Below are 26,300 nucleotides of genomic sequence, written 5' to 3'. Positions count from 1 at the left end.
GTGTATTAAAATGTCACATTTACTTTAAATCCAATAGGCATGGACCAAGGGGTAACGTTATAGCGTTCAATCCCCTGCTTGAATCCAATACCAGTTTCCGGCTGAAAGGCCATTTCCGGATCTATACCCACTTTCGCTTTAGTCCATAAAATCAGGTTACGGGTATAAACGCCAACACTACCATTTTCGATCCCAACACGTTTCAGCCATTTTCCCGATAAATCATAGCTAAAGGACAGTTCCCGAAGCTTAATAAAAGAGGCATCAAATGTTGCAGCGTTCATAAAATCCCAAGGATAATTGTCCGAATAAGCGATATATTTTGTTCCCTCGGCGCCTAGATTTTCTGTATACCCTGTTACATTGCCTTTCGTATCATATTGCGCGATAACACCGGGATTAAACACCCCAAAATTTCCAACTAGGCCTCCTACGCTGATAGGATAACCGCCATACTCTTCACCAGGTCCACCAACAATGGGATAGCGGTTTCCTTGCACACGGACAAGATCATTATCAACCAAGTAGTTCCGTAACGTTTCGCCGGTCATTCCATTAGGATTGATCATCTGGTCAAGAAAGCGTTGCGTCGTCAAGTTAGATTCGAAATAGCGATAGGTCTGGGACATGAACTTTCCTCCAAAACGCATATCTGCGGCGATATTCATCGTCCATTTTTTATAGCGAAGACTTGACTGCAGACCCATGGTGAAATCTGGATTGAAATTCCCGATTTTATTGCGGCTATTGTTTATCCTTACCGCCTGCCACGAACCATTTTTATTAAGAATAGGAAAACCATAATAAGGTGATGACTGATCCTCCACAGTCACTAACTTAGAATCGTATAGATCCCCGATCTCTTCCCCCACGTAGGTACGTGCGCCACCGCGGCCGTCGGTCCAAAACGTATAAAATTCTACTCCTTCAGAGAGTTTGTCGATACGAGTACGATTGCGGTGCCAATTGACACCAATATCCCATGTCCAATTTTCCTTGGCAATAGGCCGTCCAGATACTGCCAGTTCAATACCTCGGCTACTCAACAAACCGGCATTGATATTTTTGGAGTTGAAGCCGCTTGAACCCGGAAGCGTTGTCGAAATAATTTGGTTTTTGTTTTCCAGTTTGTAATAGGTTCCCTCAAACTTGAGTCGATTATTCCACATACCCAGATCCAGGCCAAACTCGTAAGATGTTGCAATTTCGGGCTTCAGATTGGGAACCAGAAGTGAACCCGAACGTGTTAGCCGTAATACGTCACCCCAGCTACCAGGGTTGCTCAAGACGTTGGAAAGATTGTAGGGATACGTGTCATTTCCAACACGTGCAATACCTGCTCTCAATTTTGCTAAATTGATTGTTTTCGGTAAAGAAAACACTTGGTTGGCCAGTACACTCAAGGAGGCCGAAGGATAGAAATAGGACCGATTGTTCACAGGTAAGGTACTAGACCAGTCGTTGCGCCCGGTTACATCGAGGTAAACCATATCCCGATAACTTAGATTGATCAGTCCATAAACACTGTTTATGGCTCTTTCAGAAATTGTGCTGTAAAAATCCAGATTGAGTGGACTGATATTAGCCAATGTATAGAGCCCCGGTGTGATGAGTCCAGCGCCATTTTTTGACGTGTTTTGCACCGATTTTCCTCGGTTATAGCGCAGATTTCCACCCAATGAGCCTGTAACCTGAAAAGCATCCAATTTTTTGGTGTAAGTTGTCAGAAAGTCGATATTCTGCTCCATATTCATTAAATTGACAATACCGTATGCCCCTCTCGGTTCGTTGGTGTAACTGTAAGGGATTTTCGTCTCCCTATTTTCCCAATAAATATCTGTTGCATACCGAAGCATTGCAGTCCAGTCTTTTTTGATAGCCCAATCCAACCTCAGGTTGCCAAAGATCCGGTCTCTCGTAAATGCATTGTTCACCCCATAAGCAAGAAAATAGGGATTGTTATGGTTACCGATAGACTGCGAGCGCTGTTGAATCTGTTCCTGTCCCGGCAGCCAATAATCCTGCAAGTCTAGTATATTGATATGTGGAGCAACTTCATAGGCCGCTTGCATCGGATTGGTTCCTCGGTTTCCTGCGGGCCTATTGTTGGCGTTATTTCTACTGGCATCCAATGCTAGTCCCAATGTCAGGCTGTTGCGAAGGCGCATGGTTGAATTAACATTCAAGGTATTTCTGAACAGGTCCGAATTGGGGATAATTCCTTTATTGGCCATATTGGAATAAGAGAAACGATAATCCAGTTTTTCACTTCTGTTGCTCAAGGAAATCCCGTTGGTACTCGTAATCCCTGTTTGAACAAAGTTTTTGATATTATCTGGGTATGCTTTTAATTCGGTCGGGATCGGCTTTCCATTTTCATCAAGGGGGCTATTCCATTGCACAGCTTTATAGCCCTTATCCAGCGCTGGTCCAACCATTACACTCGATTCTTCCTCGATCACCAAATTACCTAGTAGATCACCGGGTCTCCACGGTAAAGTACCACTAGCAAATTTGTTATGCAATTCAATAAATTTATAAGGAATATCAAATACCGTATTACTTGTAACGGCAATTGTCATCTTCTCTGCATTTTTGCCACTTTTGGTGGTGATCAGCACCACGCCATTCCCTGCGCGTGAGCCGTAAAGCGCGGCTGCGCTAGGTCCTTTCAAGATAGAAATATTGTCGATATCTTCGGGATTGATATTGGCAATTGCATTACCATAATCGACTTTATTATCATCACCGATCTGACCGATATTATTTAAACTGTTCATCAAGGGTACACCATCCACTACAAACAGCGGCTGGTTGTCTGTACTCAGCGATGACGCTCCACGAATCACCATATTCACGCTTGAGCCAGTGGGCCCTGTCGCGCTAATCGATACGCCGGGCACTTTACCTGCCATACCAACCAAAAAATTATCGTTATTGACGCGATTGATGTCCTCACCTTTGATTTTACCAACGGAATAACCCAATGAGCGGTCCTGACGTTTGATGCCCAACGCCGTCACAACGACCTCATCCAGCTCGTTGTCATCTTCATTTAAGATCACTTGACGTACAGCTGCTGCACCGGCATCGAGCTTCAGACCAGTCAATTCTTTCAGTTCATAGCCAATGTGGGATATCAGTACATTGTACACGCCCGCAGCCAATTTGATGGTTACTTCACCATCTGCATTAGACAAAGCACTTTCTCCCGTGAGCGGGATACGCACAGAGGCTCCGCGAATTGGCTGTTTGGTGCGATCGACCAACTGTAACTTCAAGTCATACAGCTCTTGTTTATTCCCATTTTTAACAAGTACGACACCTCCTAACACTCTTTTTGATTGAATGTTTGTTCCTTTCAGGATATACGCAAGAACTTCCTCGAAACTCGCATGCTGAAATGTCTTTTGTGCAATTGAAATTCGCTCTAGCTGTAGCATTTTTCTATCATAGCCAATGGCTTGACCTGTTTCTTTTGAAAGCTGTGCTATCGCCTGAGCGGCATTACCATTCAAGAGATGGATATTGATCGTATCCCAATGTGCGGCGCTGCCCCTATCCAGTACCCTGGCCTGGCTGTCGACTACAGCACAAGACACCAAGGAGCAAAGCGCAAGCTTGGTGGCAAGGCCGGTAAGCTTAATTATTTTATACATATATTTGTATGATTGTTTTAAACAAGAATATTCAGGTGCTCACTGGTTGATTTAGCGGTTTGCCAGATGAGCACTTTTCTTGAGCAGATAACGTATGCTGATCTGCTCCTTACAGCTTATTTGTACAAGATTATTTCATTTTTCTCCCTCCTAAATTTGATTTGATGAATATTGCAAACGATAGTCAGCACCTGATCCAATGATTGTACTTGAGGTATCATCAGCGAATAGTTGAATGAATCGGTATTCAGATTGTCGGTAAGTAGAACAGCTCCAAATCGACGATATATCAACTCTTTAAGCTCCTCAAAGCCAACGTCATTCACGACTATGCTGCCCTGTGTCCAAAGATTGATCAATGCCGGATCTTTATCGAAAGTTTCAAAATGATTTTTAGTAAGGCTATACCTGATGGCCTTACCGCGCGTAAGAATATGGTTTTCCCCATTTTTTTCACTTGAAACACGCACACGCCCGGTTTTAACCTCTATAGTGACATGTTTGGTATACATTGATTTATTGACATTGAACGATGTTCCAAGAACGGCAACAGAAACGCCGCCGGTTTCGATCTTAAATGGATGCAAAGTATCCCTTCTGACCCGAAAGAATGCTTCCCCCTGATCTAACAACAATGTTCTATTTGACGCAAAGCTTTTACGGTCGTAGCGGATACGTGTATTTCCGTTTAAAAAGATAGATGTTCCATCTGGTAGCTGAATTTCTCTCAATTCTCCTGCCCTTGTCCCCTTTTCAGTAAGCAATGCAGCTGTTTCTACTTCTTTTCGAGATAGGATCCCTGGGTTACGCTGTAGCAATAGCAGGCTGCAGCTAAACAGTATCAAAGCCGCCGCTGCTGAAGATAGCCAGGTGAATTTTCTGACCGTCTTCTTTTTGGCCTTGAGCGATGGAGCAACTCCCTCCATACGCAGCAATAATTCACGTTTGATCCTATCCCTGTGACTATCATCAGCAAAGGGCTTACTGTCTTCATTTGAGATGGACTCATACCAGTCGTCCACATGTTGCTTCTCCTGGTCGGTCAACTTTCCGCCAAGGTAATCCGTTATGATAAGTTTAAAGCGTTCTAAATCCACCTGCAATAATTTTATACTAATACAGGTCAGAACATCGAAAGTACTTTAATTAAATATGTTGTTTATATTAAATAATGATGAAGAAAACAACTACCGATAAGCAATAAAAATATAGGATCGTGGTCTGCAAATCTTCGCGTTAATTCACGGCGCATGATCTTTTTGGCTTCCGACAGATAGTTTTTAACAGTCTGTTCTGCGAGATTGAGCTCAACGGCAATTTGAGTGATTGAATAATTGTCAGCCCGCATCAAGTAAACGGCCTTCATCAATTTAGGTAGTTTTTCAATCGAATCATCCACAATTGCTTCCAAGGCTTGATACCTAGCAAAAGCGTGACTGTCTAAATTGGAAAATATATCCATTTTCTCCATGGATTTTTCCAATGCTTGTTTTCGAACACGTTCAGTAGCGTAGTAATTTAGAATTTTGTTTTTGAGTGCTTTATGGAGATAGAATTTTATGGAATCGTATTCACTATTGATGAGCAATCGTTTTTCCCAAATATGAATAAAAACTTCCTGCACAAGATCTTTAGCCTGAGCCTCCTCTTGAAGATGCCGATAAGCGACGATGTATAGCCCCTCCCAATACTGCTCAAAGAAATAGGCAAAGGCCATGGGGTCACCTTCTTTAAAGCGCAGCACATGGTGGTTATCAAATTTGGCTTCGGTAGTGTTCACTTGACAAAGATAGCCCCCGTAGATTATCAAAATGTTAATTTATCGGGAAACTTTTACTTGGATCTAATCTGCAATGAACGTTGTAAAAAAACATCCTAATAATTGTTAATAAACATGTTAATACACTCATATAGAATGGCCTTTTTGTTAAAAACATTTATTCTATCTTATTTTACCAAGGTAGTCAACGTTATGGAAGGCAATACAAAAAAAATGTTAATAAGCTTGTTAATTTACTTATAATGAACAGACTTTTTGTTAATAACTACGTTATAGTGAAAAATACTTAAAATTCGGTCAATTGGCCGAGATCAGAAGCTATCATCCAGCTCATTGTCAGCAAAAGATCCAGTTCATTTTACATTTGGTCTTTCCATTGCTTTCATCGGCCACAACGTAAAGACATCCTAAGCACTGCCTGTTCAGGACAGCGCACACGAAAACGATTTCGGGAAAATGTTATTGAGGATGTTTGGTAATACTGTAAATTCACGCTATAGAAATTCATTTTTTCAAATCCAATTAAAACTAAAATCTACTGGCCGCTAATACCACCAAATTAAGACTTGTAATCATGAAAATTCATTTCATTCTATTATGCTCTCTTTTCAGCGTGTTTTTCCAAACGCTACAAGGAAAAGATCTGAACCTATTGACAGGAGCTTTTAAGCTAGAGCACCTGAAAGCCAATATAGGGAATGACAAATCATGGGTGCCCTATCCGTCTTATTCCGATCGGGTAGCCTGGAATAAGCTGACGGCTCCTTTTAGAGACCGCATCATAAAAAAGGGGAACGAGGCTCTGTCCTATCAATGGCAGGTAGTCAAAGCAACCGACTATCTTGAATACGAGCGCTCAGGCAACCGCAGTATAATGGAAAAACCACTGAATGAAAATTGCACCGCGTTGACCAATCTGCTGCTAGCAGAACTTGCTGAGGGAAAAGGACGGTATGTGGATCAAATCCTGAACGGCAGTTGGCAACTGACAGAAATGGCAACATGGTCTCTCTCAGCCCACCTTGGTGCCTTTCAGTCCAGCAAACGGTCGTTGCCGCAAGAGCGCACAGCAGTGGTCGATCTGATGGCCGGTGATATTGGATCTCTTTTGAGCTGGATTCATTATTTCTTTCGCGATACATTCAATCAAATAAATCCAGCAATCAGCATCCGTTTAAAACAACAGATTCAACTACGCATCATACAACCCTACCTAGACCGGAACGATATGTGGTGGCAGGCATTTGAACTTAAAGAAGGACAATTGGTCAATAATTGGAACCCATGGTGCAATTTTAACGTCCTGACAGCCCTACTTTTGGTTGAGGATAATCCCGACATACAACTTGCAGGAATCTATAAAACGATGTCTTCTGTGGATCGCTTCATCAATTATGTCAAGACAGATGGGGCTTGTGAAGAGGGCCCTTCCTATTGGGGGCATGCTGCAGGCAAGCTTTACGATTACCTAAAAATACTTGCATTAGCTACCAAGGGTAAAATCACTATTTTTGATCAACCTATTATTCGTGATATGGGCGAATACATTGCGCAATCCTATATTGGTGGTGATAAATGGGTCGTCAATTTTGCAGATGCCTCTGCCAAAAGTGCCAGCGATCCATTACTGATTTACCGCTACGGAAGGGACGTCAACAGCAGCGAGATGATGCAATTTGCCCGATATATGGAAAGACTTGGTGACAGAAGCTTAAATTTCAAACCCACAAGAGATATTTTCCGTGTCTTCGAAGACCTCCGATGCTATCCGCAGCTGGAAGATATTACAGCTGCCCTCCCACACAACAATTTTAAATGGTATCCCGAAACACAATTCATTTACCTGAAAAAGGCGCCATTTTTCTTTGCTGCGAAAGGTGGTTTCAACAACGAAAGCCACAATCATAATGATGTTGGAAATTTCATTTTGTATCAGGATCAACAGCCATTATTCATTGATGCGGGTGTTGGCACCTATACAAAAAAAACATTTAGTGCCGACAGATACAGCATCTGGACTATGCAGAGTGCGTACCACAACGTTCCGGCGATCAATGGAACGGATCAATCCTTTGGAAAGGAATATAAAGCCGAAAATGTCGTATTTATGCCTGATCAAAATAGATTCCAGCTTGATATTGGAAAAGCTTATCCAAAATCAGCCAACATCACATACTGGAAGAGAAGTTACACACTTTCGCAAAAAGGATTGGATATTCAGGATGAGTTTAAAATTATTGATCCTAAGCAGGCTAATATCATTCATTTTCTGGTTGCACGGGAACCAAAAATAGGGAACGGAGCCATCAGTCTAAAAAATGTAGGCGCAACTTTGTATTTCGATCCTGCACAGTTCACTGCCAGCTTCGATGTCATTCCACAGGAGGACTCCAGGCTGAATCAGGTATGGGGGAAGGAACTTTATCGCATTAAACTCACCGCTAAAAACATCAATCCGACTGATAAATATAGCTTTACAATTCGTCAAGAGAGTTTATAATAAAAGAATCGTGATATTATGTAACTTCATGGAATTATAAGCCGGAAGTGAAAAAAAGTCCTGCATTTGCGGGCCGAAACCGGGCTTTCTAGACAGCATTTTTAATGCTGCTGACACGGGAAATCAATTTTCGGAACAATACGAATAGAGATGAAAACAGATGAAAGAAAAATTGTAGGTACGCTAGCTCATCTTTTGGTAAACGATTCCGATAGCGTTGAAGTGAACACATTTCTGTATTCATTAATCGGTAACCTAAGTAAAAATCGAACTGCGCTTGTGCAATTTGTGAAAAGATGGCAAGATAAAGAAGATGGCTCAGCTATTCTTAGAAAGGATCTTTGGACGGATTTCAAGCAGCTTGTGGGCGGTAATCCTGATCTTGGTATCGCTATGATTGACGGCATTAGGATCAACAACATTGCCGGTTTTTTCGATGAAATCAATACAGTTTACATGTCTTTTGAAAACTGGAAGATAGGAAGTCTAGACGGCTTTGACGATTTACTGTACGGTGGATTTGGCAGGTTTAAAGACGCCGCCTCACATGCTATTGTTTGGAAAGATATTGCCCATAGCAGCGCATCTTTGGGTACCGAAACAACTTTGGCGTATTATCAGCAAAAACTCGGGGCAGGTTCGCCTTTTAATCAAACACATTTTCAAAGGAAACTGGAAGAGCTAAAAGCCGGCCAAGGAGAAACGTATTTTGACATCGTTGCCGAAATCATCCGATCTCATCGCAAGATCACCTGGATCTACAAAGGACATCCTCATAACAAATCATTCTATTTATAAGAACTAAACTTAACATGATGAAGCATCTGATCAGAATAACTTTCCTGCTTATTATATTATTCCATCAAGCTGCGCTAGCGAGTGAACGACTCAAAGTGGCTGTAGCGGGACTTAACCATGACCATGTATTCTTGCTGCTCAATTTATATAAGGATAAAAAAGTGGATATTATTGGTATTGCTGAGTCAAATAAAACGTTATCGAAAAAGATACAAACGCAATATAATCTACCCGCCGCCCTCTTCCATCAAGATTTACACAGTTTATTGGCGCATGTTACACCGGATGCGGTGTTGGCTTACAATCCCACCGATGAGCATATCCATGTGGCAGAGGCCTGCCTCCCGCTGAAAATCCCTGTGATGGTGGAGAAACCCCTCGCAACCACTTTATACGATGCAAAACGGATCGCACATTTATCCAAACAGTTTGAGACTCCCTTTTTGGTAAATTATGAAACGACGTGGTATAAAAGCAATCAGAAACTGAAGGAATTGGTGAACAAAGGTGAAGTTGGACAAATCACACGTATGCTTGTAAAAGACGGACACGAAGGTCCCAAGGAAATAGGATGCAGCGATTACTTTTTGGATTGGCTCACTGATCCGAAAAAAAATGGTGGGGGTGCAATCATGGATTTTGGCTGCTATGGTGCCAATCTCATGACCTGGCTCAAAAATGGCGAAAAACCAATTTCCGTCACAGCATTCACACAACAGTTAAAACCGAAAGTCTATCCTAAGGTCGACGACAACGCCACTATTATTCTTAACTATCGAGATGGCAGTACAGGCATTATCCAAGCTTCCTGGGCTTGGCCATATAGTGTTAAAGATCTGCAGATCTTTGGTACAAAAGCCCAGCTCTATGCCAAAAACGATAAGGAGCTCCTAAAATACACGCAACAAAATGGTCCGCCTACGGATATACCGACGACAATTCCTTACTTTGAGCATCACATTGCTTACCTTGAACAGGTCTTGAAACATAAAATAATCCCAGAAAATGATCTCGGATCAATTAATAATAATGTCGTCGTAGTCGAGATTCTGGAAGCTGCAAAACGATCGGCTACAGCAGGAAAGACCATCGTTCTAAATTAAGCAAGGTCAGTAGACAGCTAATCTACCGACCTTGTGTGTACTATTCAATTAATATCCTGGGTTTTGATACATGCGCGCCGGATCCAGTTTATATTCATCAAAAGGAATTGGATAGTATCGATCTTTTGTGGATATATTGGAGATTTTGGCATTGCCGTAGTCAGCCTGGCTTTTGGTCTTAAAATAAGTCACCAGTTCCTGCGCATTATAATTACGGATCAAATCAAACCAGCGTTGGTTTTCAAATGCCAGTTCCACACGGCGTTCATGCAATATGGCCTCTTTCAAGGTTGGATATTTACTACGATAGCTCGTATTCAGCATAGCTGTTGCATAAGATGGCAACCCTGCACGCTCACGTACTTCATCTAACAGCACAATAGCTTCAGCATCTTTGCCCAAGCGATATTTTGCTTCTGCCAATAACAGCATGACATCGGCGTAACGGATCAAGATCCAATCGTTTCCTCCCCAACCATTGGTACCTGCCCCGTCACTATTATCCCTAAATTTGGTTACAAACCAATCGTTAACTTGCGTATTCGCGGCAAACTTTACGGAGAAATCTTTTCGGATATCGCTTTGTTCGTAATCTTTGACCAAATCGAGTTTTGCCACTTCACCAGCACCCGTCGAATTGTAGCGTGAATTGATGGTCTCCCCCCGCGCTTGGTAGTTACGGGCAATACTTGAACTATAGTTTTGGTCTCCTTGTTTGTACTGAATCTGAAAAACAAGTTCTTTACAACTATTTTTCTTGGTCACATCGAAAACATCGGCATAAGGAATTTCGTTTAGTTTGCCGAAAGTACGCATTTGGTAAGCCGCATTGAGGTACTGCTCTGCTTTCGCAAAATTTTCCGCACTCCCCGATGTCTGCGTAGCGCCCAAAGTCAGATATACTTGTCCCAAAATCGCATTGACGGCCGCTTTAGACGCTCTGCCAATGACATAATCTTTTTGTGTATTGGGAAGATTGCTGGACAATGCCTCGGTCAAATCTTTAATGATCTGCTCGTAAACAATTGATTCTTTCTGCCGAAAAGCCAATTCATTTGCTTGCTCTTTACTTATCACCTGTGTTGTAGCTAATGGAATATCTCCGAATTTACGTACCATGTGGAAATATAATAATGCACGTACAAATTTTGCTTCCGCAATATAACGTCCTTTTAATTCTGCACTAGTAAAGGTCACATCGTCCACATGCGAGATAACAACATTACAGCGACTGATTGCGGCGTACATAGCCGACCAATGTGTCTTGAGGTAGGTATTGCTTGGTAGCAACGAAAAGTCATTGAATTGGAAAGGCTCCCCGGCATTGGATTGATTATCATTACGTCCACTATTATCAGAACGTTCCTCGTTATATAATGTACTCGATTCCCCAAGTGTACTCCCCGAACGAAGTGACTGGTAGAGCCCATTGACGGCCAAAAGCACATCATTTTCCGATTTGAAATAATCATCGATTGTGACAGCATTGGGGTTTTTCTGATTTAAGAAATCTTTGGTACATGAAGACAACGCCAACAAAACAAAGGGTAATATATATCTTTTTTTCATCCTGTTATTTTTTTATTTTTCACCAGTCCATGCAACCCAAGGGTGCTCATAGTACTGCATTTTACTATACTGAAGCTATTAACATAGGTTTTTGCTTAATATTTCCGCTGCACAAATAGCTCCTACATACTGCTATTAAAAAGTGACTTTCACGCCAAGGTTATATGATCTCACCAATGGATAAAGCCCATAATCCACACCCGGAGTCAAATTACCACGCTGATTGTAATCCGGTTCTGGATTGTAGCCTTTGTATTTAGAAATCGTAAATGGATTGTCTACAGTAGCGTAGACTCTTAGCCCAGAAAGCGTTAATTTTTCTACCAAACCTTTGGGAAGATTGTAGCCCAAAGCAATATTTGTCATCCGCAAGAATGAACCGTCCTGCAAATAAAAATCGGAAAGGCGTGTACTGTTACTTTGCGTACCACCACGTGATGCACGGTATACTTTACCATTTCCGGGATTTTGAGCTGAACGGTAACGTTGTGCCACATCTGCATATTGATTGCCGGAGCCTTCCATATTGTAGAGGTAATAATCATAGCCATCCAATACTTTATTTCCTTGGGAACCATTAAATGATGCCCTTAGATCAAAAGCCTTATAGCGCGCATTAAGAGCAAAGCCATAGGTGAAATTAGGATGTGGATTGCCGATCACCCGTTTATCTGCATCATTGACGATACCATTGCCGTCTACATCTTCAAAATAGAGATCTCCAGGTTGTAGCGGAGTGGTTGAAGCCGCTGAAGGTGCAACAGTTTTATAATTCTCTTCAGTTGCGACACCCAGAACTTTAAAACCGTAGAACATACCAATTGGACTTCCCTCTTGCGTAATATGCGTTAAGTAAGAGCGTTCAGCACCATTCGTCAAGATGGTAGAAGCCCCGCCAAGATCGAGCACTTTATTTCTGTTTACATTGATATTCCCGCTCAAGCCTAGTTCAAATTCATTTTTACGAATCAGCGTAGCATCAACCTGTAAATCAAAGCCTTTATTCTGCACCTTCGAATTAGGGAGATTGGTCAAGATCGTCGTTGATCCAGATACAGCAGAGAGTGGTTGGTTGAATAATAAATTGAAGGAACGGCTCAGGTAGAAGTTGGTCATAATGTTGAGGCGGCCTTTCAACAAACCGAGATCAAGACCGGCGTTGTATTGCGAGGTTGTTTCCCAGCTCAATTTTGGATCGAGTAGATTGCCTGCCGTATACGAGGTCTCTACTTTATCGCCAAGGATTACACCTGCTGGTGAGTTGATCACGGATATCGCATTGTAATCACCAATATTATTATTTCCACTACGTCCCCAGCTCGCTCTTAGTTTGACTGTCGATTGTTGCCCTAACCAATCCGTATAAAATTCCTCCTTGGAGAGAGTCCAACCAGCTGAAACCGATGGAAAAGTTCCCCATTTACTGTTCGGTCCAAAGCGTGACGAACCGTCTGTACGAATGGATGCCGAAAGGAAATATTTCGAATCGAAGCTGTAATTTACGCGGCTAAAATAAGACTGGAGCGTGGTGATGCGTTTGAACGTATCGTCTTTTAGCAATTGGAAATTAGATGGATCAGCACCCTTGTCGGTAATTTCACCTATGGCATTATTATTAAAACCGTTGGCTCTCACACCTTGATAATCGTAATCTGTTCGTTGAGCCGAATAACCTAATAATGCGGATACCTGGTGTTTACCACCAAAGGTTTTGTTGTAGTTTAACGTTGTTTCCAGCAATTTGTCCAATTCACTTTTTGTCTTGGCATCTGCATAGGCCGCAGAAATTGCCTGCGGTGAAAACGGTTTGTTGTTTCCATCGGATATACTTGTCGGACGGAAATAATTATACTTCTCGTCATAAGTAGACAGTCCACCGTTTACTTTGAGATTTAGGCCATCGATAATGGAAAAATCAGCAAAAGCATTGTATAAACCACGCTTTCCACGACGGTTATTTTTAATCTCAGTGACATAAGCCAATGGGTTTTCTGGATTCTGGATACCATAATTATTGGCAGAAAGATCGGCCATCAGATATTTAGCATAAGTCCCATCTTCATTATAAACAGGTAACGTCGGCAGATAGATCAAAGCCGCCATGGATGGACTTCTATCGTAACGTCCGGTAGTTACCTCATTATTGTCGTTATACGTGAACGATACATTAGCGCCAACGGTCAGTCTTTTACTCACTTTGCTATCGATATTGGCCCGGAAATTAAAGACTTTCTGATCCGTACCAAGCATGATACCCTGCTGATTCTGATAAGATCCACTTAGGAAATAGCGATTTTTTTCGTTACCGCCATATGTAGAGAGATTATGACGTTGGAAAGGTGCATTACGGTATAGCGCATCCTGCCAATCCGTATCGTATTTCGCTTTTTTTGCTGTACCAGACGCAAAGTCATAGTAATCTTCAGGAATACTTACTGAGCCAGCATTTCCAACATTGGCGATACGTGTTTTATTATCATCAAAGCGCCTACTGTCGCTCCAGCCGATCCCTTTCGTGGCCAACAGGTCTCTATAGGAATTGTTACGACCATCAATCAGCAGATCAATAAACTGTTCTGAATTTAGAACATCAATTTTCTTGGAAAGCTGACCAAAGCCACCCAATACTTCGTAGTCTACATTACTTTTACCTTCCTTGCCACGCTTGGTTGTGATCAATACAACACCGCCGGCGCCACGCGAGCCATAGATGGCTGCAGAAGCAGCATCCTTTAGCACATCGATAGATTCAATATCATTGGGGTTGATATTCAAATTGTTTCCTGCAGGATAGCCATCAATAACGTACAGTGGATCCGAACCAGCGTTGATCGATCCCATACCGCGGACACGCATTTTGGTACCATCGTATGGGGCACCACTTGTCTGCATGACTTGTACACCTGCTACCTTACCAACCAACGCCTGGGATAACTTTGGTGCGCTCAAATTGAGTTCCTCGGCCTTAACGCTAGCGATCGCGCCAGTAACATCCGACTTTCTGATTCGCTGATATCCGATAGAGATGGTCACCTCTTCCAGTGTGTTTTCATCGGTCTGTAAGGAAAATATCTGCCCATTGGATTGGGTAACAGCTTGCACAAGTCTGCTATACCCAATAAAGGAAATACTTAGGTTGTCGCCCATTTCGGCTTCGATCTGAAAATTTCCTTTTTCGTCAGACTGAACAGATCTTTTACTTTTCAAATTTTGGACGGTTGCTCCAGCTACAGCACGTCCTTGGGCGTCGACGACACGACCTTTTACGATTCCCTGTACATGCGTAAATTGCGATGAGGTTAGTGTGAGTGGTTTGGCTTGAACAGCTGGTGAGCTTGCTGCGATAGCACATAACAAACAAAAGACATTGTCGGCTTTAAATTTCATAAGTAGCGCATTTGATTTATGGGTACAAGATTACAAATGCTATATGAAGGCAGGGTCAATAAAACATTAACAGTTTTTAACTAAACCGGGTTAGCAAACTACGAAAGCTTAACAAAAGGATAACAATACACCTAGCATTTATTGCTTAGGCTTCCTGCTAACAAAACTATAAATCCATAAAATCAGAAGATATAAAGTAGCCGCAAAAAGAATATTGCCGATCAAATTTAGAGGTTCAAACTCATGGTATCCGACCTGCTCATTAAGATCAGGGCTATAGCCGCTTCCCTCCCTATAGAATATCCATGGAAACCCTACTGTTAAATTGCCATCGACATCCAGTTCATTCTGATAGAAACAAACTGTCATAATAGCAAAAACACCAATAGTACCAACAAGCACTTTGAATAATGCTGGTACTATTGATGTTTTATGTTGTTCAGGTTTTGCGTGCATGATTAAATATAGCAATTCATTTTGATTGCATGTTATAATCACTATAGGTACCTTGGTATTGACTAGCTCGTTCTACACATTTTGATCGTCGTATTTTACAAGGTTGATCAAACTTAACATAGCGTTATACTATATCCTTCCCTTCATCTCCTTTCATGATAAGATGGATGCGGTCCTCTAAAACTCTTTTATGCCAAGCATCCAATAGCGATCTTGTTTTTCCGACAAGGTCTCCCCCCTCATTCGTCTCCATCATTTTCACCCACTCTTCTGCAAATTCCCCATATTCAACGATACTATTTTCGGACTGCGTATATTGGATCAAATATTCCATCGCAAATACATTAGCCCAACGGTCGGGGTGTATTGGATCACACATATACTCAGCAATGTCAATCTTATCAATAAATTCCTGTACAACTTCTTCCGGTGTGAAATTGAACAGGTCGCAAAATTGCTTAAATGCTGGCGTTAATTTAATATTTTCTAATGTTTTCATATTTATTCATTTAAAAAGTCATTAATGGCTTCATCCATATCGTACCTGTCTAACCACTTTGATGCAAGTCCTCCTTTATAAAAAGACAAGTAGCTTTCCACAATTCATTTATAACTCAAACTCTTCATCTTTAGATTCCAAAATACGATCGAGCCAGGCCTCATACAGCGCTATTCTTTTATCGAGGTCGCGATAAAAAAAATAGCGTTTATTGAGTTCCTGTAAATCCATAATAAATCGTTTAAAAAAAGGCGTATGGCGATATTCCCAATCAATAAGATCTCCATAACCATCATGGACACGATGAATAAGTCCCAAAACTGGATTATAGGTAGCTTTATCCAAGTGCATTGTTGCTAAAAAGTCGGGTGTAGATACCTGTTGCATCATGGTGTTGATATAATGCGCTGGATGAACACCATTTATCAGGCAAGTCAGCAGAAAACCCTTACTCAATTTAAAGGATATGTTTTCGTTTAAATAGATGCGGTCTTTAAGCCGCACTTTTGTAGCAAAAAGGTCATAGATCTGTGCAGTGATCATACGGCCTTTATTTCTGCGCTCGCCCGTGCTATAATTTCTATTGATTGCCAATTTTACCTGACGTCGCAATAATTTCACCACCATTTCCTTTTCGTTCTTTTCGAATTCAATTTTTAAAGGATTATCGACTTTAGGAATTTTATCGTTGACATAACGTACGGCTCTAGTGGCAATATTGTAGCTTGAATTATCTGTAAAATTTTGATCTATAAAAGAGTAATGATCTAGAAACAATTGAATAAAAGCTGGTGCAGCGATGCCAAAAAGCTCGCATATTAACCGAAAATTTCGCGGTACCTCTAAAGGTACTCCAGTAATATCTTCCATATTTTTTTTATTTATGTTCAATATAGCGGAAGCCAAAACTTTTGGCTTTAGTTTTCCGCAGCGGTGCGCTTCCCTTCTTTCCTACCAACACCACCAGTTCCCGCATCAAGCTTTTCACGCGGATATTTTCTTCCAGGTATTTTTCCGTATAGCGCCAAAGTTCAAGCGGCGTTCTGTATTTCTTAAAACAATCTTTTTGGATAAGCTTATCCAAAAGGAGTTCCACGGCCATGCAATCACTTGTATACTGTTCAACTTGTGCTGGATCTTCGGGGCTGATTTCTTCCATTAACTGGAAAAAAGTTATGGTTTCTACGGCATTGATAAAATATTCCATTTGGTAGTGGCGGATACCTTTTTCTTCCCAAATCGAGAACTCAAACTGATAGCTGATTTTATTATCAAATTTACTGATATCTACTTTCCTAATGTTGAAAACCCAATTCAGGTGGACCATAACTTCAAGATTTCCGGCCGGTATTTTGAGTTCTTCCATTTCCTTAACGTAGGTTTCCTTTTGTCCCATTAAGAAAGCCATTTCTTCACGAGTAAATCCGAAGCTGATCCGATTTAATATCAGGAGATAAATAATCCCCGCATAGTACATAGAAAATTCTGCACGAAATCTCTCTCTGCCAATATCATTAATTAAATTTTGCATGCTCCTCCTTTCTATCGACCGGATAAAAAGAATACCTTCCTTCCACATTTCTGACGACCAACCTGTTTTGCTGAATGAGTCCATACAGCACATTTTTCAAATGCCTTGGATAAATCTGGAGATGAACCTGTCCCGTTTCCTTAACTTTCCGAAACAGTTGCCAAGGAGCTGCACCATGCACAAAGAATTCCAGATCCAATAGCCCTTCAATCTTTTGGCGTACATGTAACATCGCATCCGATTCATGTTGGATATCTTTTTCAGCTTTCCATTCCTCAAATTGCAATGCAATTGAAGACTTTTTTTGCGAGACAAACTGCCAAGGAATTTCGATAGAATAATGCCACCTGACCTCGTCCTCTTCAATATGAAGACGGACGAGACGTTCTTCGGTAGCTTCATATCTTTCGCGATGGAATTCCATCGGTTCAATGCATGAGCTCATGTATATTCGATCCAGTGAGATCGATTCCTGAGCCAAAAAACTTCGCACCTGATACATTTTTTCAAAGTCTAAATACGCGTGATCAGGTCTACCAACCAAGAACGACAGTTCTTCAGGTCTCCAGCCCTTTTCTATCCTCCGTTTTAGATAGGTGTACCATAGTTGAAAGTCGTGCGAATACATCATTCCCCCATAGGATGCTTTTTGTGGAGATACTTTTTTGATCATTATAGTGTACAATTGGTTATTCAAATAATTTAAGCAGCTCATCTTTACTGATCGATTTCATTAGATTAGCCTCATCTAAAATCAGTCCTTCGGATATTCGTTTTTTACTTTCTTGAAGGGCTAAGATGTGCTCCTCAACGGAATCCCGACAAACAATCTTATAAGCCATCACATGCTTTTCTTGCCCTATTCGATAACAACGATCTATCGCCTGTGCTTCGGCAGCAGGATTCCACCAGGGGTCTAAAATATAGACATAGTCGGCAGCCGTTAGATTTAAGCCGGTTCCTCCCGCTTTAAGGCTAATGAGAAACACACGGCATTCGTCCTCGTTCTGAAATCTTTCGACCGCATTTTGCCGCTGATCTTGATTCATCTTACCATCAAGGTAGACATAAGCTATTCCCTTATTTTCGATTCGTTGAGCCACCAGCTTAAGCATGGAAGTATACGCCGAAAAGAGAAGAATCTTATGATTTGGAGCTACTTCATCCATGATCTCATCAATAAAATCCAATTTAATAGATTCATGACCGAAGCCGCCATCTTTCATCAGAATGGGCGAGTTGCAAAGCTGCCGTAGTTTTTGCAGGGCCTCAATCGCCAAAAATTTGGATTTCGTGGAGTCAGCGCTATTCAGATTACTTTCAATCTCCCCCTTGAATATCTTTCTGACCTTATCGTATATCTTTCTTTGCTCCGGAAGCATATCCATATACAGAATTGTTTCGGTCTTTTCAGGAAGGTCCAAAGCAACCTGTTTTTTTGTACGCCGAAGGACAAAAGGTTGGATCATCTTTTGGAGGCCAAGGACAGTTTCTTGCGCTGTATTTTCATCTTTGATCCCCCGATAGGTATTATTAAAATTGCCATAAGTTCCAAAAAAACCCGGGTTGACCATACTCATTTGTGCATAGATATCCTCCACGCCATTTTCAATAGGTGTTCCTGTCATCGCTATGCGATAGCAGGATTTTAGCTCAGTGAGCGATCTAAATCTTTTTGAATTACGATTTTTTATCGCCTGCGACTCATCTAAAATCATGTAACTAAAGGACTGGGATTTAAGAAAATCAAGCTCCATCATAACTGTTCCATAGGTCGTAATCAAGATGGATTCGTTCTCTATTTCTGTGATTTCCCTCCTTTTTTGTCCATGATAAATAGCTGTCCGACGATTTGGGGAAAATTTCTTAAATTCTGCCAGCCAATTGAATAGCAGGGAATTGGGTACAATAATAATTGAGGGGGCTGCTTTTGGATTATTTTGATAGAAATATTCCAAAAGCGTTATTGCCTGTAAGGTTTTCCCTAATCCCATATCATCAGCCAAGATACCGCCCCATTGAAAATCGCTTAAGAATACCATCCAGCTAAATCCTGCCTGTTGGTAAGGGCGCAACTCTGCCTGGATCTCTTTCGGAACATCCAACAGGGCTATTTCATCCGTATCCAACAGTTTCTTTCGACGTTCAGCTAGGCTATTTTGAATAATACGGGGATCAATTCGATCCAGCCGTGTTTGGAAAGATAGCAATTGGGCTGAAGTGAGTTTAAGACAGTCGGTTTCAACCAGCGCATACTTAAACAGGACATCAAATAATGCTTTATCTGAGGCTTTAATATATCCGAAAGATTTATCTGCCAATTGGATGCTACTGTAGTCGTTTATGATCTTTTCTTCAAACTCTCCCGGTAAATAGGTCGTTGTTCCAAATTTGAAAATCATGTAAATGGAAAATACATTATTGTCCTGACGAATATCCAATACTTCCCATTTCAGTTGGTGTGGCAGCAAATAAGCTCCCTTTGAAATATTGTTCAGAATAGTTTTGTACCCCTTGCTCTTACATTTTTTTATAAATTCATACAGTCTATTTCTGTTGCTATGCGCCTGCCATTCCAAGCGCTTAACCATTCTATTGGTGCAGCTTTTCAAATTTGGCAACTGAGCTTCAATAAAGGTATTAAACTCATGCTCGCCAACAAGATCTCGCTCAGTATACAGGCAGGTTCCATTTTCCGGTTTTAAAATCAAGTTTCCTCCATATGGAATTACATATTCTTCCTTTTCACTCAGCGTAGCTTTCAATTCGAAATTTAAATGATCATCGTCGTCTTTCTCCACCACAACCTTAAATTGAGGCACATGATGAGCGGTATTAAAAATAAAAACTGTATCCTTGTTTAAAGGTTCAAGGTCTATGTGAAAGGATGTTGACAATGGAATCAACATACGCGTAAAGAAGTCTTCATAGTCCCGCTTTAACACCGTTATTTTAGTAGAAATACTGTAAAAGAAACGTAATAGAAACTCCTTTTGAAGATTATCAACAAAAAGACACTCGTCTTCATTTAGATTGATAAAGAAGAAATTGGACCGACATTCGGATGTATAGTCTTTCAACTCCTCTCCTTTGTAGACAAGAATTAACGATAGAAGCAGGTGATCGCTGCCTTCTTTCAAATGAAATTTCAGACTAAGATCATCGCCCGCCAAAATCACATTCCGATACGTTGTACGATATTTGGATGGATATTTGAAGTTTTCAATTGTAGTTTTAAAATTATTTCTATCGACAAAAGCAACACGTAATCTTTGATCCGATTTTCCTTCCAAAAGTTTACGCCAAGCACTGATGATAATATCCTTCTCCACACGATCAGCGTCATTTCGCATCTCATCTTTTTCCCTATCCCCTAATTGTCTTTGTGGACTTTTGGAAAAAGCTAAAATCTTACGACATAAATCGATTTTTAAAACATCACTATCAGCAAAATTCGCCAACTTATTACCAAATTCTCCTAAATAATTTATCTTACTGTTTATTTCAAAAGGTATTAAAAAGGGTAGTCCGTCCACCTGACGCTCTCTAGGAATAACATACATAAAATTCGGAAAAGGCGCCTCATGCTGTTCCATCCATCGGTTTTCAGATGCTGCATCTAGCAATTCCGATTCAAGCTCCTGGTGGTCGAAATAATTATATACCTGACCAAATTGATTATGATTTTCAATACAAACCTTGTCCTTGCGGTAATATAGCCTAGAAATACCCAATTGAAAGTACTTATGCTGACTTTCGGGTAGGATGGCAATATCTTTTGCATATAAATCATGTAAGAATTTATTACTGACTAAAAACTTACGATAAAGTCCAATAATTACATAATCACACAGACTATCATGACGCTTTTTACAATCGCACTTAACCTTCAATCCGATTTCTCGGATCTCGAGATCAATTTTGAGATTTTTGTTTTTATAATTTCCGTCTCTTCTTAGAGAAAATGGCCATTTAAACTTGTTGACTTTGATTATCCTAACGCTGTAACTATAAAGCTGAAAATCCGTCAGTGGTATTTCTCCTTTATAGCGCTTAAGAAAGTAGTCTGATGAAATATAAAGATCCTCTTGGTTTTCCCAAGGAATAATAAAGCTATTCTTCTCTTTGTCAGGTATAATCGGAACAACATCTGTTACTAACTCCAGATTTTCAACACTATTTTCCATAAATCCTCCTTTATTGTTTATTGGACTTAACCTCCGATTTCAACTCCATATACCGTATGCTCTGATCGCAGAGATCGACAAAGAAATCCGTAATTTCCTTCGCTTTTGACTTAAAGTAGTCCATATCAAGCTGAGCCAATTGTGCAGGAAGCTCATAGACCCGCCCTTTCATGTGTTTTAACAGCTCTGCATTCAATATTTCCTCCACCTCACTTCTTATTGTAAAAAATTCTTTCACCTTTTTATCACAGATACAGGTCCAGTCCACCAGATCGGCTATAGTCACATTCATTGGGGCATAACCGACCCGTAGGTAGAGGTAACTGTATAGTCCAATTGATGTCAATTGATTTAAAAATAATACAGCCAATTGTGGACTAGCAAGTCCTTCAAAAGCAAATACACCCAGCAGATCCTGCATGAGTTTTGAATTGCGTGTCCATGAAATAGATGTCTTAAACAATGTATCATGCCAATTGATCGGAGAAACGGAATACCTCGGTTTATAACTCGGACGACGGTAAACAACAACAGATTCATTCCAGATGGTATGTGAGAAACGGCTGCCTAGATCCAGTTTTGTTGCCAGGAAATCTGTACTCATAAAAGCTACAATTGCAGTAACTCTACCATAAACGATTTTTCGAAAATGACAGTGACCTATTTTCTTTTTTATTACTGCAAGGTATATTTCTGCCTTTTCATTTTCCACCGCAGGAAAATGAAAAAGTCCTTTCCCATGTGCATCGCTGACGTAATAATTGAGCAGCATCATTTGTTCGGGATTATTCTCCTGACGAATTTGAGCCAGCACATGAAGTATATCTGTCTCATACCGCTCCGGCCAAGGAAATGCATGAAACTGCGAGGCCGTAGTACTCGATAATGTAGTCTCCTTCGCCCCCAGATTACCTGCTACAACTTCGACGTTTTTATTTACGACTTTTTGTTGCTCTTTTGCCAACAATTTTTCATAGCCCGTTTTAAGGCCTTCCATAAAACTCAAGTACAGCTGTTCAATCGTATGAAGAACAAACTTGCAATGCTCATAAAGCCAGGAGGCATCAAAGGCGGAGATTTCGAGATCCTTGTTTTGTTTCACCGCATCAAAGGCACTGTCCAATAATCTAAAACGTTTCTTTTCTTCCTCATCCTTTCCGACAAGGGACTCCCTTAACATGGAAAAATGCTCATTGACGCTTTTAATTCTGTTATTAACATGATGTACATTATTGGCTTTTCCGTCAATCATTAGCTGTAAAAAACGCAAGTGGTTTTCCATACTTTGATGTAACATAAATATAGCCCTTTGATAGTTGCCCTGTTGACCAAATGTTTCAGCCCCCTGTAGGAATCCCGCTGAAATAGGCAAGAGCTTCTGGTAATATTCATCAGCTATTTCTAGAACACTTTTTAGTTCTTTCGCCTGAAGGGGTGGGTTCTTTTTGTTACTAGCCTGATGAACAGTATTTTCAGGTAGGGAGGCATAGGAATAATACAGACTACCCACTTTGACTTTACTGAGCATTTCAGCAATTGGAACCAGCTCAAAGGAAATATTCTTCTGGTCCATTAAACATAATTCCACAATAGGCTTTAATACCTTCGGTGAAAGCCCGCTCACATGCTTGAGCGCAAGAAGCAAATGATAATGATCCTGACCGAGAAACTGATATTTAAAAAGATAGGCACGATCGAGATCCATACGCTGAGAAAGCCGATCGATAATTAATTGGCTATTAATTTCCATACTAAATGATTTAAGATTAAAAATTTGGCACAATAAATTACTCCAACAGATCAGACTGTTACAGATCATTATTGCAAATAATCAATACTTTATTGTAAAAAAACAGTATTACAACCAAGGAGACTAAAGAGGGGTTAACACATTACTACATATAGACGTTCGCCCCTTGGCTTTTCAGGAAATACCAGCATTTAAATCAACATGTATTCAAATCATTCATTTAGCGAAAAAGTGTTTCACCGTCGCTGGCAATATAGACAGAGAAAACACTTTGTTTTCCCATTAAAAGAAAAACAAAATAGAATACATTAATATAGTTTATATATACAAATATATAAATAAACAAAACCAAATCAAAATATTATTTATCATTAAAATTTTAAATAAAGGATACCAGCCTGTACATAGACAGATGACCATTTATTTCTAGCTTTTACAAATTATAAATTTATGCTGCGAATTGTAAACAACTCACGAACCAATTATATATTTCTATTATTTTTAGGCTATTCAATTTTTAAGCTATCAGAAAATACGCTATTTCTTAAATTGCATTAATTTTAACAACAATATCCATGACCAATACCAAATTATTCCTCATCTTTTGTCTTGTTTTCTTTGTTCGACCAATATATGGTCAAACCACCTGCAACTGCTCACAGGCACTTAAGCAATTAATTGTAAAAATAGAGAGCGAGTACCCCGGTTTTCCAGAAAAAACCAAGCAGAATAAGGACCTGTACCAAGTTAAAAAAAATATATTGACAAAGAAAAGCTTGCTGGTTTCAAATTGGACCTGCATGCAACTTTTGCAGGAATATCTTGACTTCTTCCACGATGAACACATTGTCTTAGATGATCTTTCCAAAAAGAAAAATGCTCCACAGACAAGTACCGAAAACCCAAAGGTAGAACCAGAAGAGGAAATAAGTTCAAAATCGATCAGTCCCGATATATTTTATATTAAGATCTCAAGCTTCGGGTACGAAAACATAGCCCCTTTCAAAGAGCTGATCGAAAAAAACAAAGAAAAGATCGAAAGCAGTAAAGGACTTATTATAGATGTACGAAACAACGGTGGTGGAACGGACGATGTATACCAGCCGCTGTTGCCTTACATCTTAACTAATCCCATCCGAATTATGAGTGTTGAGTTTTTTGCGACACAGACCTTAATCAATGGTTTGCGTGATTATGCCATCAAGAATATCAAGCAGGATTCTCTGAATGAAGTAAAAAGAATTGACGAAGATCTTCGGGAATACAGGGAGAATATCGGAAAATTTGTACTGTATGGTGACAAGAAGGTAATCATAGATACGATTGCTATTAATAAAAAAAGTCCGCAGCAGGTCATTATCCTAGCCAATAGAAACGTAGCCAGTTCAGCAGAGAATTTTTTATTCAGTTCCCGCCAGAGCAAAAAAGTAAAAATCATGGGAACCCCGAGCATGGGCGCCCTTGACTATGGCTCTATACGTGAATTCAAATTTGGTTGCGACAACTACCAGCTCCTTTTGCCGACCTACCGATCTACCCGTTTACCGCAATATCCGATTGACAATATAGGTATACAGCCCGATATCTATATGGATGAATCCATTTCAGACTGGATCGATTTTGCGGTGCGTTACATCAATGAATAATCAATAATTGCGATAAGGTATAACGTTGGCGAGTATGAAAAATATCTTAAAAATGGGAATAATAAGTGCTTTGATAGGTCTGCTCTTTTCCTGCAAAGAGCAAGTGAGTCCTTTGTCTGAAGATTACTACAAAAAGAGCGGTGCGATTTATTTTATACCGGGCGGAAACGGCTTTGAACGAGGCTCGAGAAAGATGGTTGCAGATCTGGCAAGTTTTGCTGTGATCAAAGAGGTCTATGCCCGCGATAAAGATCGCGTCTATTTTATGGGGTGCCCGCAAGAGCTGGTCGATGTAAAGACCTTTCAACTGAAAAACAACATTCCAATCGATCAGGAGCATGTATTCAAGTTTGAAGGTTTTGCTTCGGCTACTTCATCTTGTAGCCAAAATCAGCTCACCATTATCGAAGGTGCCGATCCTGCGACTTATAAAACGTTATATCATAAACTTCCAGCACTAGCTAAAGATAAAGCACATTACTTTTATAGGTATCAACCGCTGAACGTCGACTATGCTTCATTCAACGTAGTTAACAGTAATTTTGTAAAAGATAAAAATCAGCTTTTCGTAGTAACAGACAAAGCGATTCTTCCGCTCCACTATAAAACAGAGAACGTTAAGTCTCTCAATATAGCCTATCTACTACTGAATGACCGAATACTGCTCTACTACGAGCCTTATCAAAACATCGGTATACTGGAGATCGAACTTCCCTCGTCAAACAACATAAAATTCCTTAATGATAAGACAGTAATCATTGACCAATTGGTGATTATCTCGGGTAAGCAATTTGAATATGCAGCGGTCGATGCCGAAAGTTTCGAGCTATTGGAAGGGGCAAATGGAAAAGTCCTTTGGTCGCGCGACAAAAATCATGTCTATTACGAGCAACGATTATTTGCTGAAGCAGATCCGAAAACCTTCGAGGTTCTCAAGTTCGCTGTAGCAAAAGACGCGAACCACATTTTCATTGGAAATAAAATATTCAATGGCCCTGATGTAAAAAGCTTCAGAAAGGTTGATAAGTCGCGAGTAAACCATGATTTCGAAGATGACCTAGGCAACAAATACTGGTACCAAACCGACAAAGGGGAGGTTATTTTGGTTCCGGTTACTAAAAAGTGATCACACTAATCGGCTCAACAATAAGCAAAATTTGAGCCGATTAACCAATTTAATCGGCTCAACCCCAAAATTAGCGCTGCTCCTTCCCGATATCATCTGTCCAATGAACGGTCAATATTACACGCCAACAGGCTATAACTTACAATATGCGGTATTCTATTTCACTTTCATTACACTAAATCTTCCCTGATTGCCGCCAAGATAATCACTGAAATCGGCTATTTTTCTAAAGCTTGTTTTCCACTACTTTAGCTTCGAAACCAACGCGTTTCAGCGCGTGTACGATTCGCATTCGGCTCGATCAACGAG

At 40.4% G+C, this 26,300-nt stretch carries 17 protein-coding genes; 5 read left to right on the top strand and 12 right to left on the bottom strand.

Going from position 1 to position 26,300, the window contains the following annotated elements; all coding sequences use genetic code 11:
• Positions 1-5: 5 nt before the first annotated feature.
• The 3 genes from J2X77_RS21135 to J2X77_RS21125 all read right to left on the bottom strand — a co-directional run bounded on the left by J2X77_RS21135 (position 6) and on the right by J2X77_RS21125 (position 5,439).
• Positions 6-3,659 carry a SusC/RagA family TonB-linked outer membrane protein gene (locus J2X77_RS21135; RefSeq protein ID WP_209578679.1) on the bottom strand — a complete coding sequence of 1,218 codons (3,654 nt, stop codon included), beginning with the start codon at positions 3,657-3,659 and terminating at the stop codon, positions 6-8.
• A gap of 116 nt (positions 3,660-3,775) precedes the next feature.
• Complete coding sequence (locus tag J2X77_RS21130; RefSeq protein WP_209578680.1) at positions 3,776-4,756, bottom strand: FecR family protein; 981 nt, start codon at positions 4,754-4,756, stop codon at positions 3,776-3,778.
• A 62-nt stretch (positions 4,757-4,818) separates the two neighbouring features.
• Entirely contained in the window at positions 4,819-5,439 is a 621-nt protein-coding gene (locus J2X77_RS21125; protein WP_209578681.1) for an RNA polymerase sigma factor, read from the bottom strand.
• 574 nt (positions 5,440-6,013) lie between these two features.
• Between J2X77_RS21125 and J2X77_RS21120 the strand changes: the two genes are divergently transcribed.
• The 3 genes from J2X77_RS21120 to J2X77_RS21110 all read left to right on the top strand — a co-directional run bounded on the left by J2X77_RS21120 (position 6,014) and on the right by J2X77_RS21110 (position 9,840).
• Positions 6,014-7,939, top strand: a complete 1,926-nt coding sequence (locus tag J2X77_RS21120; protein ID WP_209578682.1) for a heparinase II/III family protein — start codon at positions 6,014-6,016, stop codon at positions 7,937-7,939.
• A 150-nt stretch (positions 7,940-8,089) separates the two neighbouring features.
• Positions 8,090-8,737 carry a hypothetical protein gene (locus tag J2X77_RS21115; protein ID WP_293939505.1) on the top strand — a complete coding sequence of 216 codons (648 nt, stop codon included), beginning with the start codon at positions 8,090-8,092 and terminating at the stop codon, positions 8,735-8,737.
• Positions 8,738-8,751: 14 nt separating this feature from the next.
• Complete coding sequence (locus J2X77_RS21110; RefSeq protein WP_310082349.1) at positions 8,752-9,840, top strand: Gfo/Idh/MocA family oxidoreductase; 1,089 nt, start codon at positions 8,752-8,754, stop codon at positions 9,838-9,840.
• Positions 9,841-9,888: 48 nt separating this feature from the next.
• Here J2X77_RS21110 and J2X77_RS21105 read toward each other — a convergent pair whose 3' ends face one another.
• The 9 genes from J2X77_RS21105 to J2X77_RS21065 all read right to left on the bottom strand — a co-directional run bounded on the left by J2X77_RS21105 (position 9,889) and on the right by J2X77_RS21065 (position 23,219).
• Entirely contained in the window at positions 9,889-11,409 is a 1,521-nt protein-coding gene (locus J2X77_RS21105; RefSeq protein ID WP_209578683.1) for a RagB/SusD family nutrient uptake outer membrane protein, read from the bottom strand.
• A 135-nt stretch (positions 11,410-11,544) separates the two neighbouring features.
• Positions 11,545-14,796 carry a TonB-dependent receptor gene (locus tag J2X77_RS21100; RefSeq protein WP_310082347.1) on the bottom strand — a complete coding sequence of 1,084 codons (3,252 nt, stop codon included), beginning with the start codon at positions 14,794-14,796 and terminating at the stop codon, positions 11,545-11,547.
• 138 nt (positions 14,797-14,934) lie between these two features.
• Complete coding sequence (locus J2X77_RS21095) at positions 14,935-15,252, bottom strand: hypothetical protein (RefSeq protein WP_209578685.1); 318 nt, start codon at positions 15,250-15,252, stop codon at positions 14,935-14,937.
• Positions 15,253-15,376: 124 nt separating this feature from the next.
• Positions 15,377-15,751: a hypothetical protein gene (locus J2X77_RS21090; RefSeq protein WP_293886544.1), complete on the bottom strand. Its 375-nt coding sequence runs from the start codon at positions 15,749-15,751 to the stop codon at positions 15,377-15,379.
• 108 nt (positions 15,752-15,859) lie between these two features.
• Complete coding sequence (locus J2X77_RS21085; protein WP_209578687.1) at positions 15,860-16,621, bottom strand: hypothetical protein; 762 nt, start codon at positions 16,619-16,621, stop codon at positions 15,860-15,862.
• A gap of 7 nt (positions 16,622-16,628) precedes the next feature.
• Positions 16,629-17,282, bottom strand: coding sequence for a hypothetical protein (locus J2X77_RS21080; protein ID WP_310082344.1), 654 nt, complete (start codon positions 17,280-17,282; stop codon positions 16,629-16,631).
• A complete protein-coding gene (locus tag J2X77_RS21075) occupies positions 17,266-17,955 on the bottom strand; it encodes a hypothetical protein (protein WP_209578689.1) in 690 nt (229 codons plus the stop codon). Before J2X77_RS21075 ends, J2X77_RS21080 begins: the two co-directional genes overlap by 17 nt.
• 16 nt (positions 17,956-17,971) lie before the next feature.
• Positions 17,972-21,469 (bottom strand): DEAD/DEAH box helicase, encoded by a 3,498-nt coding sequence (locus tag J2X77_RS21070; RefSeq protein ID WP_310082343.1) that lies wholly within the window; start codon positions 21,467-21,469, stop codon positions 17,972-17,974.
• Between the two features lie 10 nt (positions 21,470-21,479).
• Positions 21,480-23,219: a hypothetical protein gene (locus J2X77_RS21065; protein ID WP_310082342.1), complete on the bottom strand. Its 1,740-nt coding sequence runs from the start codon at positions 23,217-23,219 to the stop codon at positions 21,480-21,482.
• 575 nt (positions 23,220-23,794) lie between these two features.
• Between J2X77_RS21065 and J2X77_RS21060 the strand changes: the two genes are divergently transcribed.
• Positions 23,795-24,865 carry a S41 family peptidase gene (locus J2X77_RS21060; RefSeq protein ID WP_293939494.1) on the top strand — a complete coding sequence of 357 codons (1,071 nt, stop codon included), beginning with the start codon at positions 23,795-23,797 and terminating at the stop codon, positions 24,863-24,865.
• Between the two features lie 34 nt (positions 24,866-24,899).
• A complete protein-coding gene (locus tag J2X77_RS21055; RefSeq protein ID WP_293939492.1) occupies positions 24,900-25,991 on the top strand; it encodes a DKNYY domain-containing protein in 1,092 nt (363 codons plus the stop codon).
• Positions 25,992-26,300: the final 309 nt, after the last annotated feature.

It is taken from the genome of Sphingobacterium sp. 2149 (assembly GCF_031455655.1).
Taxonomy (GTDB): domain Bacteria; phylum Bacteroidota; class Bacteroidia; order Sphingobacteriales; family Sphingobacteriaceae; genus Sphingobacterium.
The sequence above is the reverse complement of the archived record's forward strand: the minus strand, read 5'-3'. Positions and strand labels throughout refer to the sequence as shown.

Bases quoted from the DNA above. Each gene is read 5' to 3' on its own strand.
- J2X77_RS21135 (WP_209578679.1), bottom strand. From the start codon at position 3,659: ATGTATAAAATAATTAAGCTTACCGGCCTTGCCACCAAGCTTGCGCTT.
- J2X77_RS21120 (WP_209578682.1), top strand. From the start codon at position 6,014: ATGAAAATTCATTTCATTCTATTATGCTCTCTTTTCAGCGTGTTTTTC.
- J2X77_RS21115 (WP_293939505.1), top strand. From the start codon at position 8,090: ATGAAAACAGATGAAAGAAAAATTGTAGGTACGCTAGCTCATCTTTTG.
- J2X77_RS21110 (WP_310082349.1), top strand. From the start codon at position 8,752: ATGATGAAGCATCTGATCAGAATAACTTTCCTGCTTATTATATTATTC.
- J2X77_RS21105 (WP_209578683.1), bottom strand. From the start codon at position 11,409: ATGAAAAAAAGATATATATTACCCTTTGTTTTGTTGGCGTTGTCTTCA.
- J2X77_RS21100 (WP_310082347.1), bottom strand. From the start codon at position 14,796: ATGAAATTTAAAGCCGACAATGTCTTTTGTTTGTTATGTGCTATCGCA.
- J2X77_RS21095 (WP_209578685.1), bottom strand. From the start codon at position 15,252: ATGCACGCAAAACCTGAACAACATAAAACATCAATAGTACCAGCATTA.
- J2X77_RS21090 (WP_293886544.1), bottom strand. From the start codon at position 15,751: ATGAAAACATTAGAAAATATTAAATTAACGCCAGCATTTAAGCAATTT.
- J2X77_RS21085 (WP_209578687.1), bottom strand. From the start codon at position 16,621: ATGGAAGATATTACTGGAGTACCTTTAGAGGTACCGCGAAATTTTCGG.
- J2X77_RS21080 (WP_310082344.1), bottom strand. From the start codon at position 17,282: ATGCAAAATTTAATTAATGATATTGGCAGAGAGAGATTTCGTGCAGAA.
- J2X77_RS21075 (WP_209578689.1), bottom strand. From the start codon at position 17,955: ATGATCAAAAAAGTATCTCCACAAAAAGCATCCTATGGGGGAATGATG.
- J2X77_RS21070 (WP_310082343.1), bottom strand. From the start codon at position 21,469: ATGGAAAATAGTGTTGAAAATCTGGAGTTAGTAACAGATGTTGTTCCG.
- J2X77_RS21065 (WP_310082342.1), bottom strand. From the start codon at position 23,219: ATGGAAATTAATAGCCAATTAATTATCGATCGGCTTTCTCAGCGTATG.
- J2X77_RS21060 (WP_293939494.1), top strand. From the start codon at position 23,795: ATGACCAATACCAAATTATTCCTCATCTTTTGTCTTGTTTTCTTTGTT.
- J2X77_RS21055 (WP_293939492.1), top strand. From the start codon at position 24,900: ATGAAAAATATCTTAAAAATGGGAATAATAAGTGCTTTGATAGGTCTG.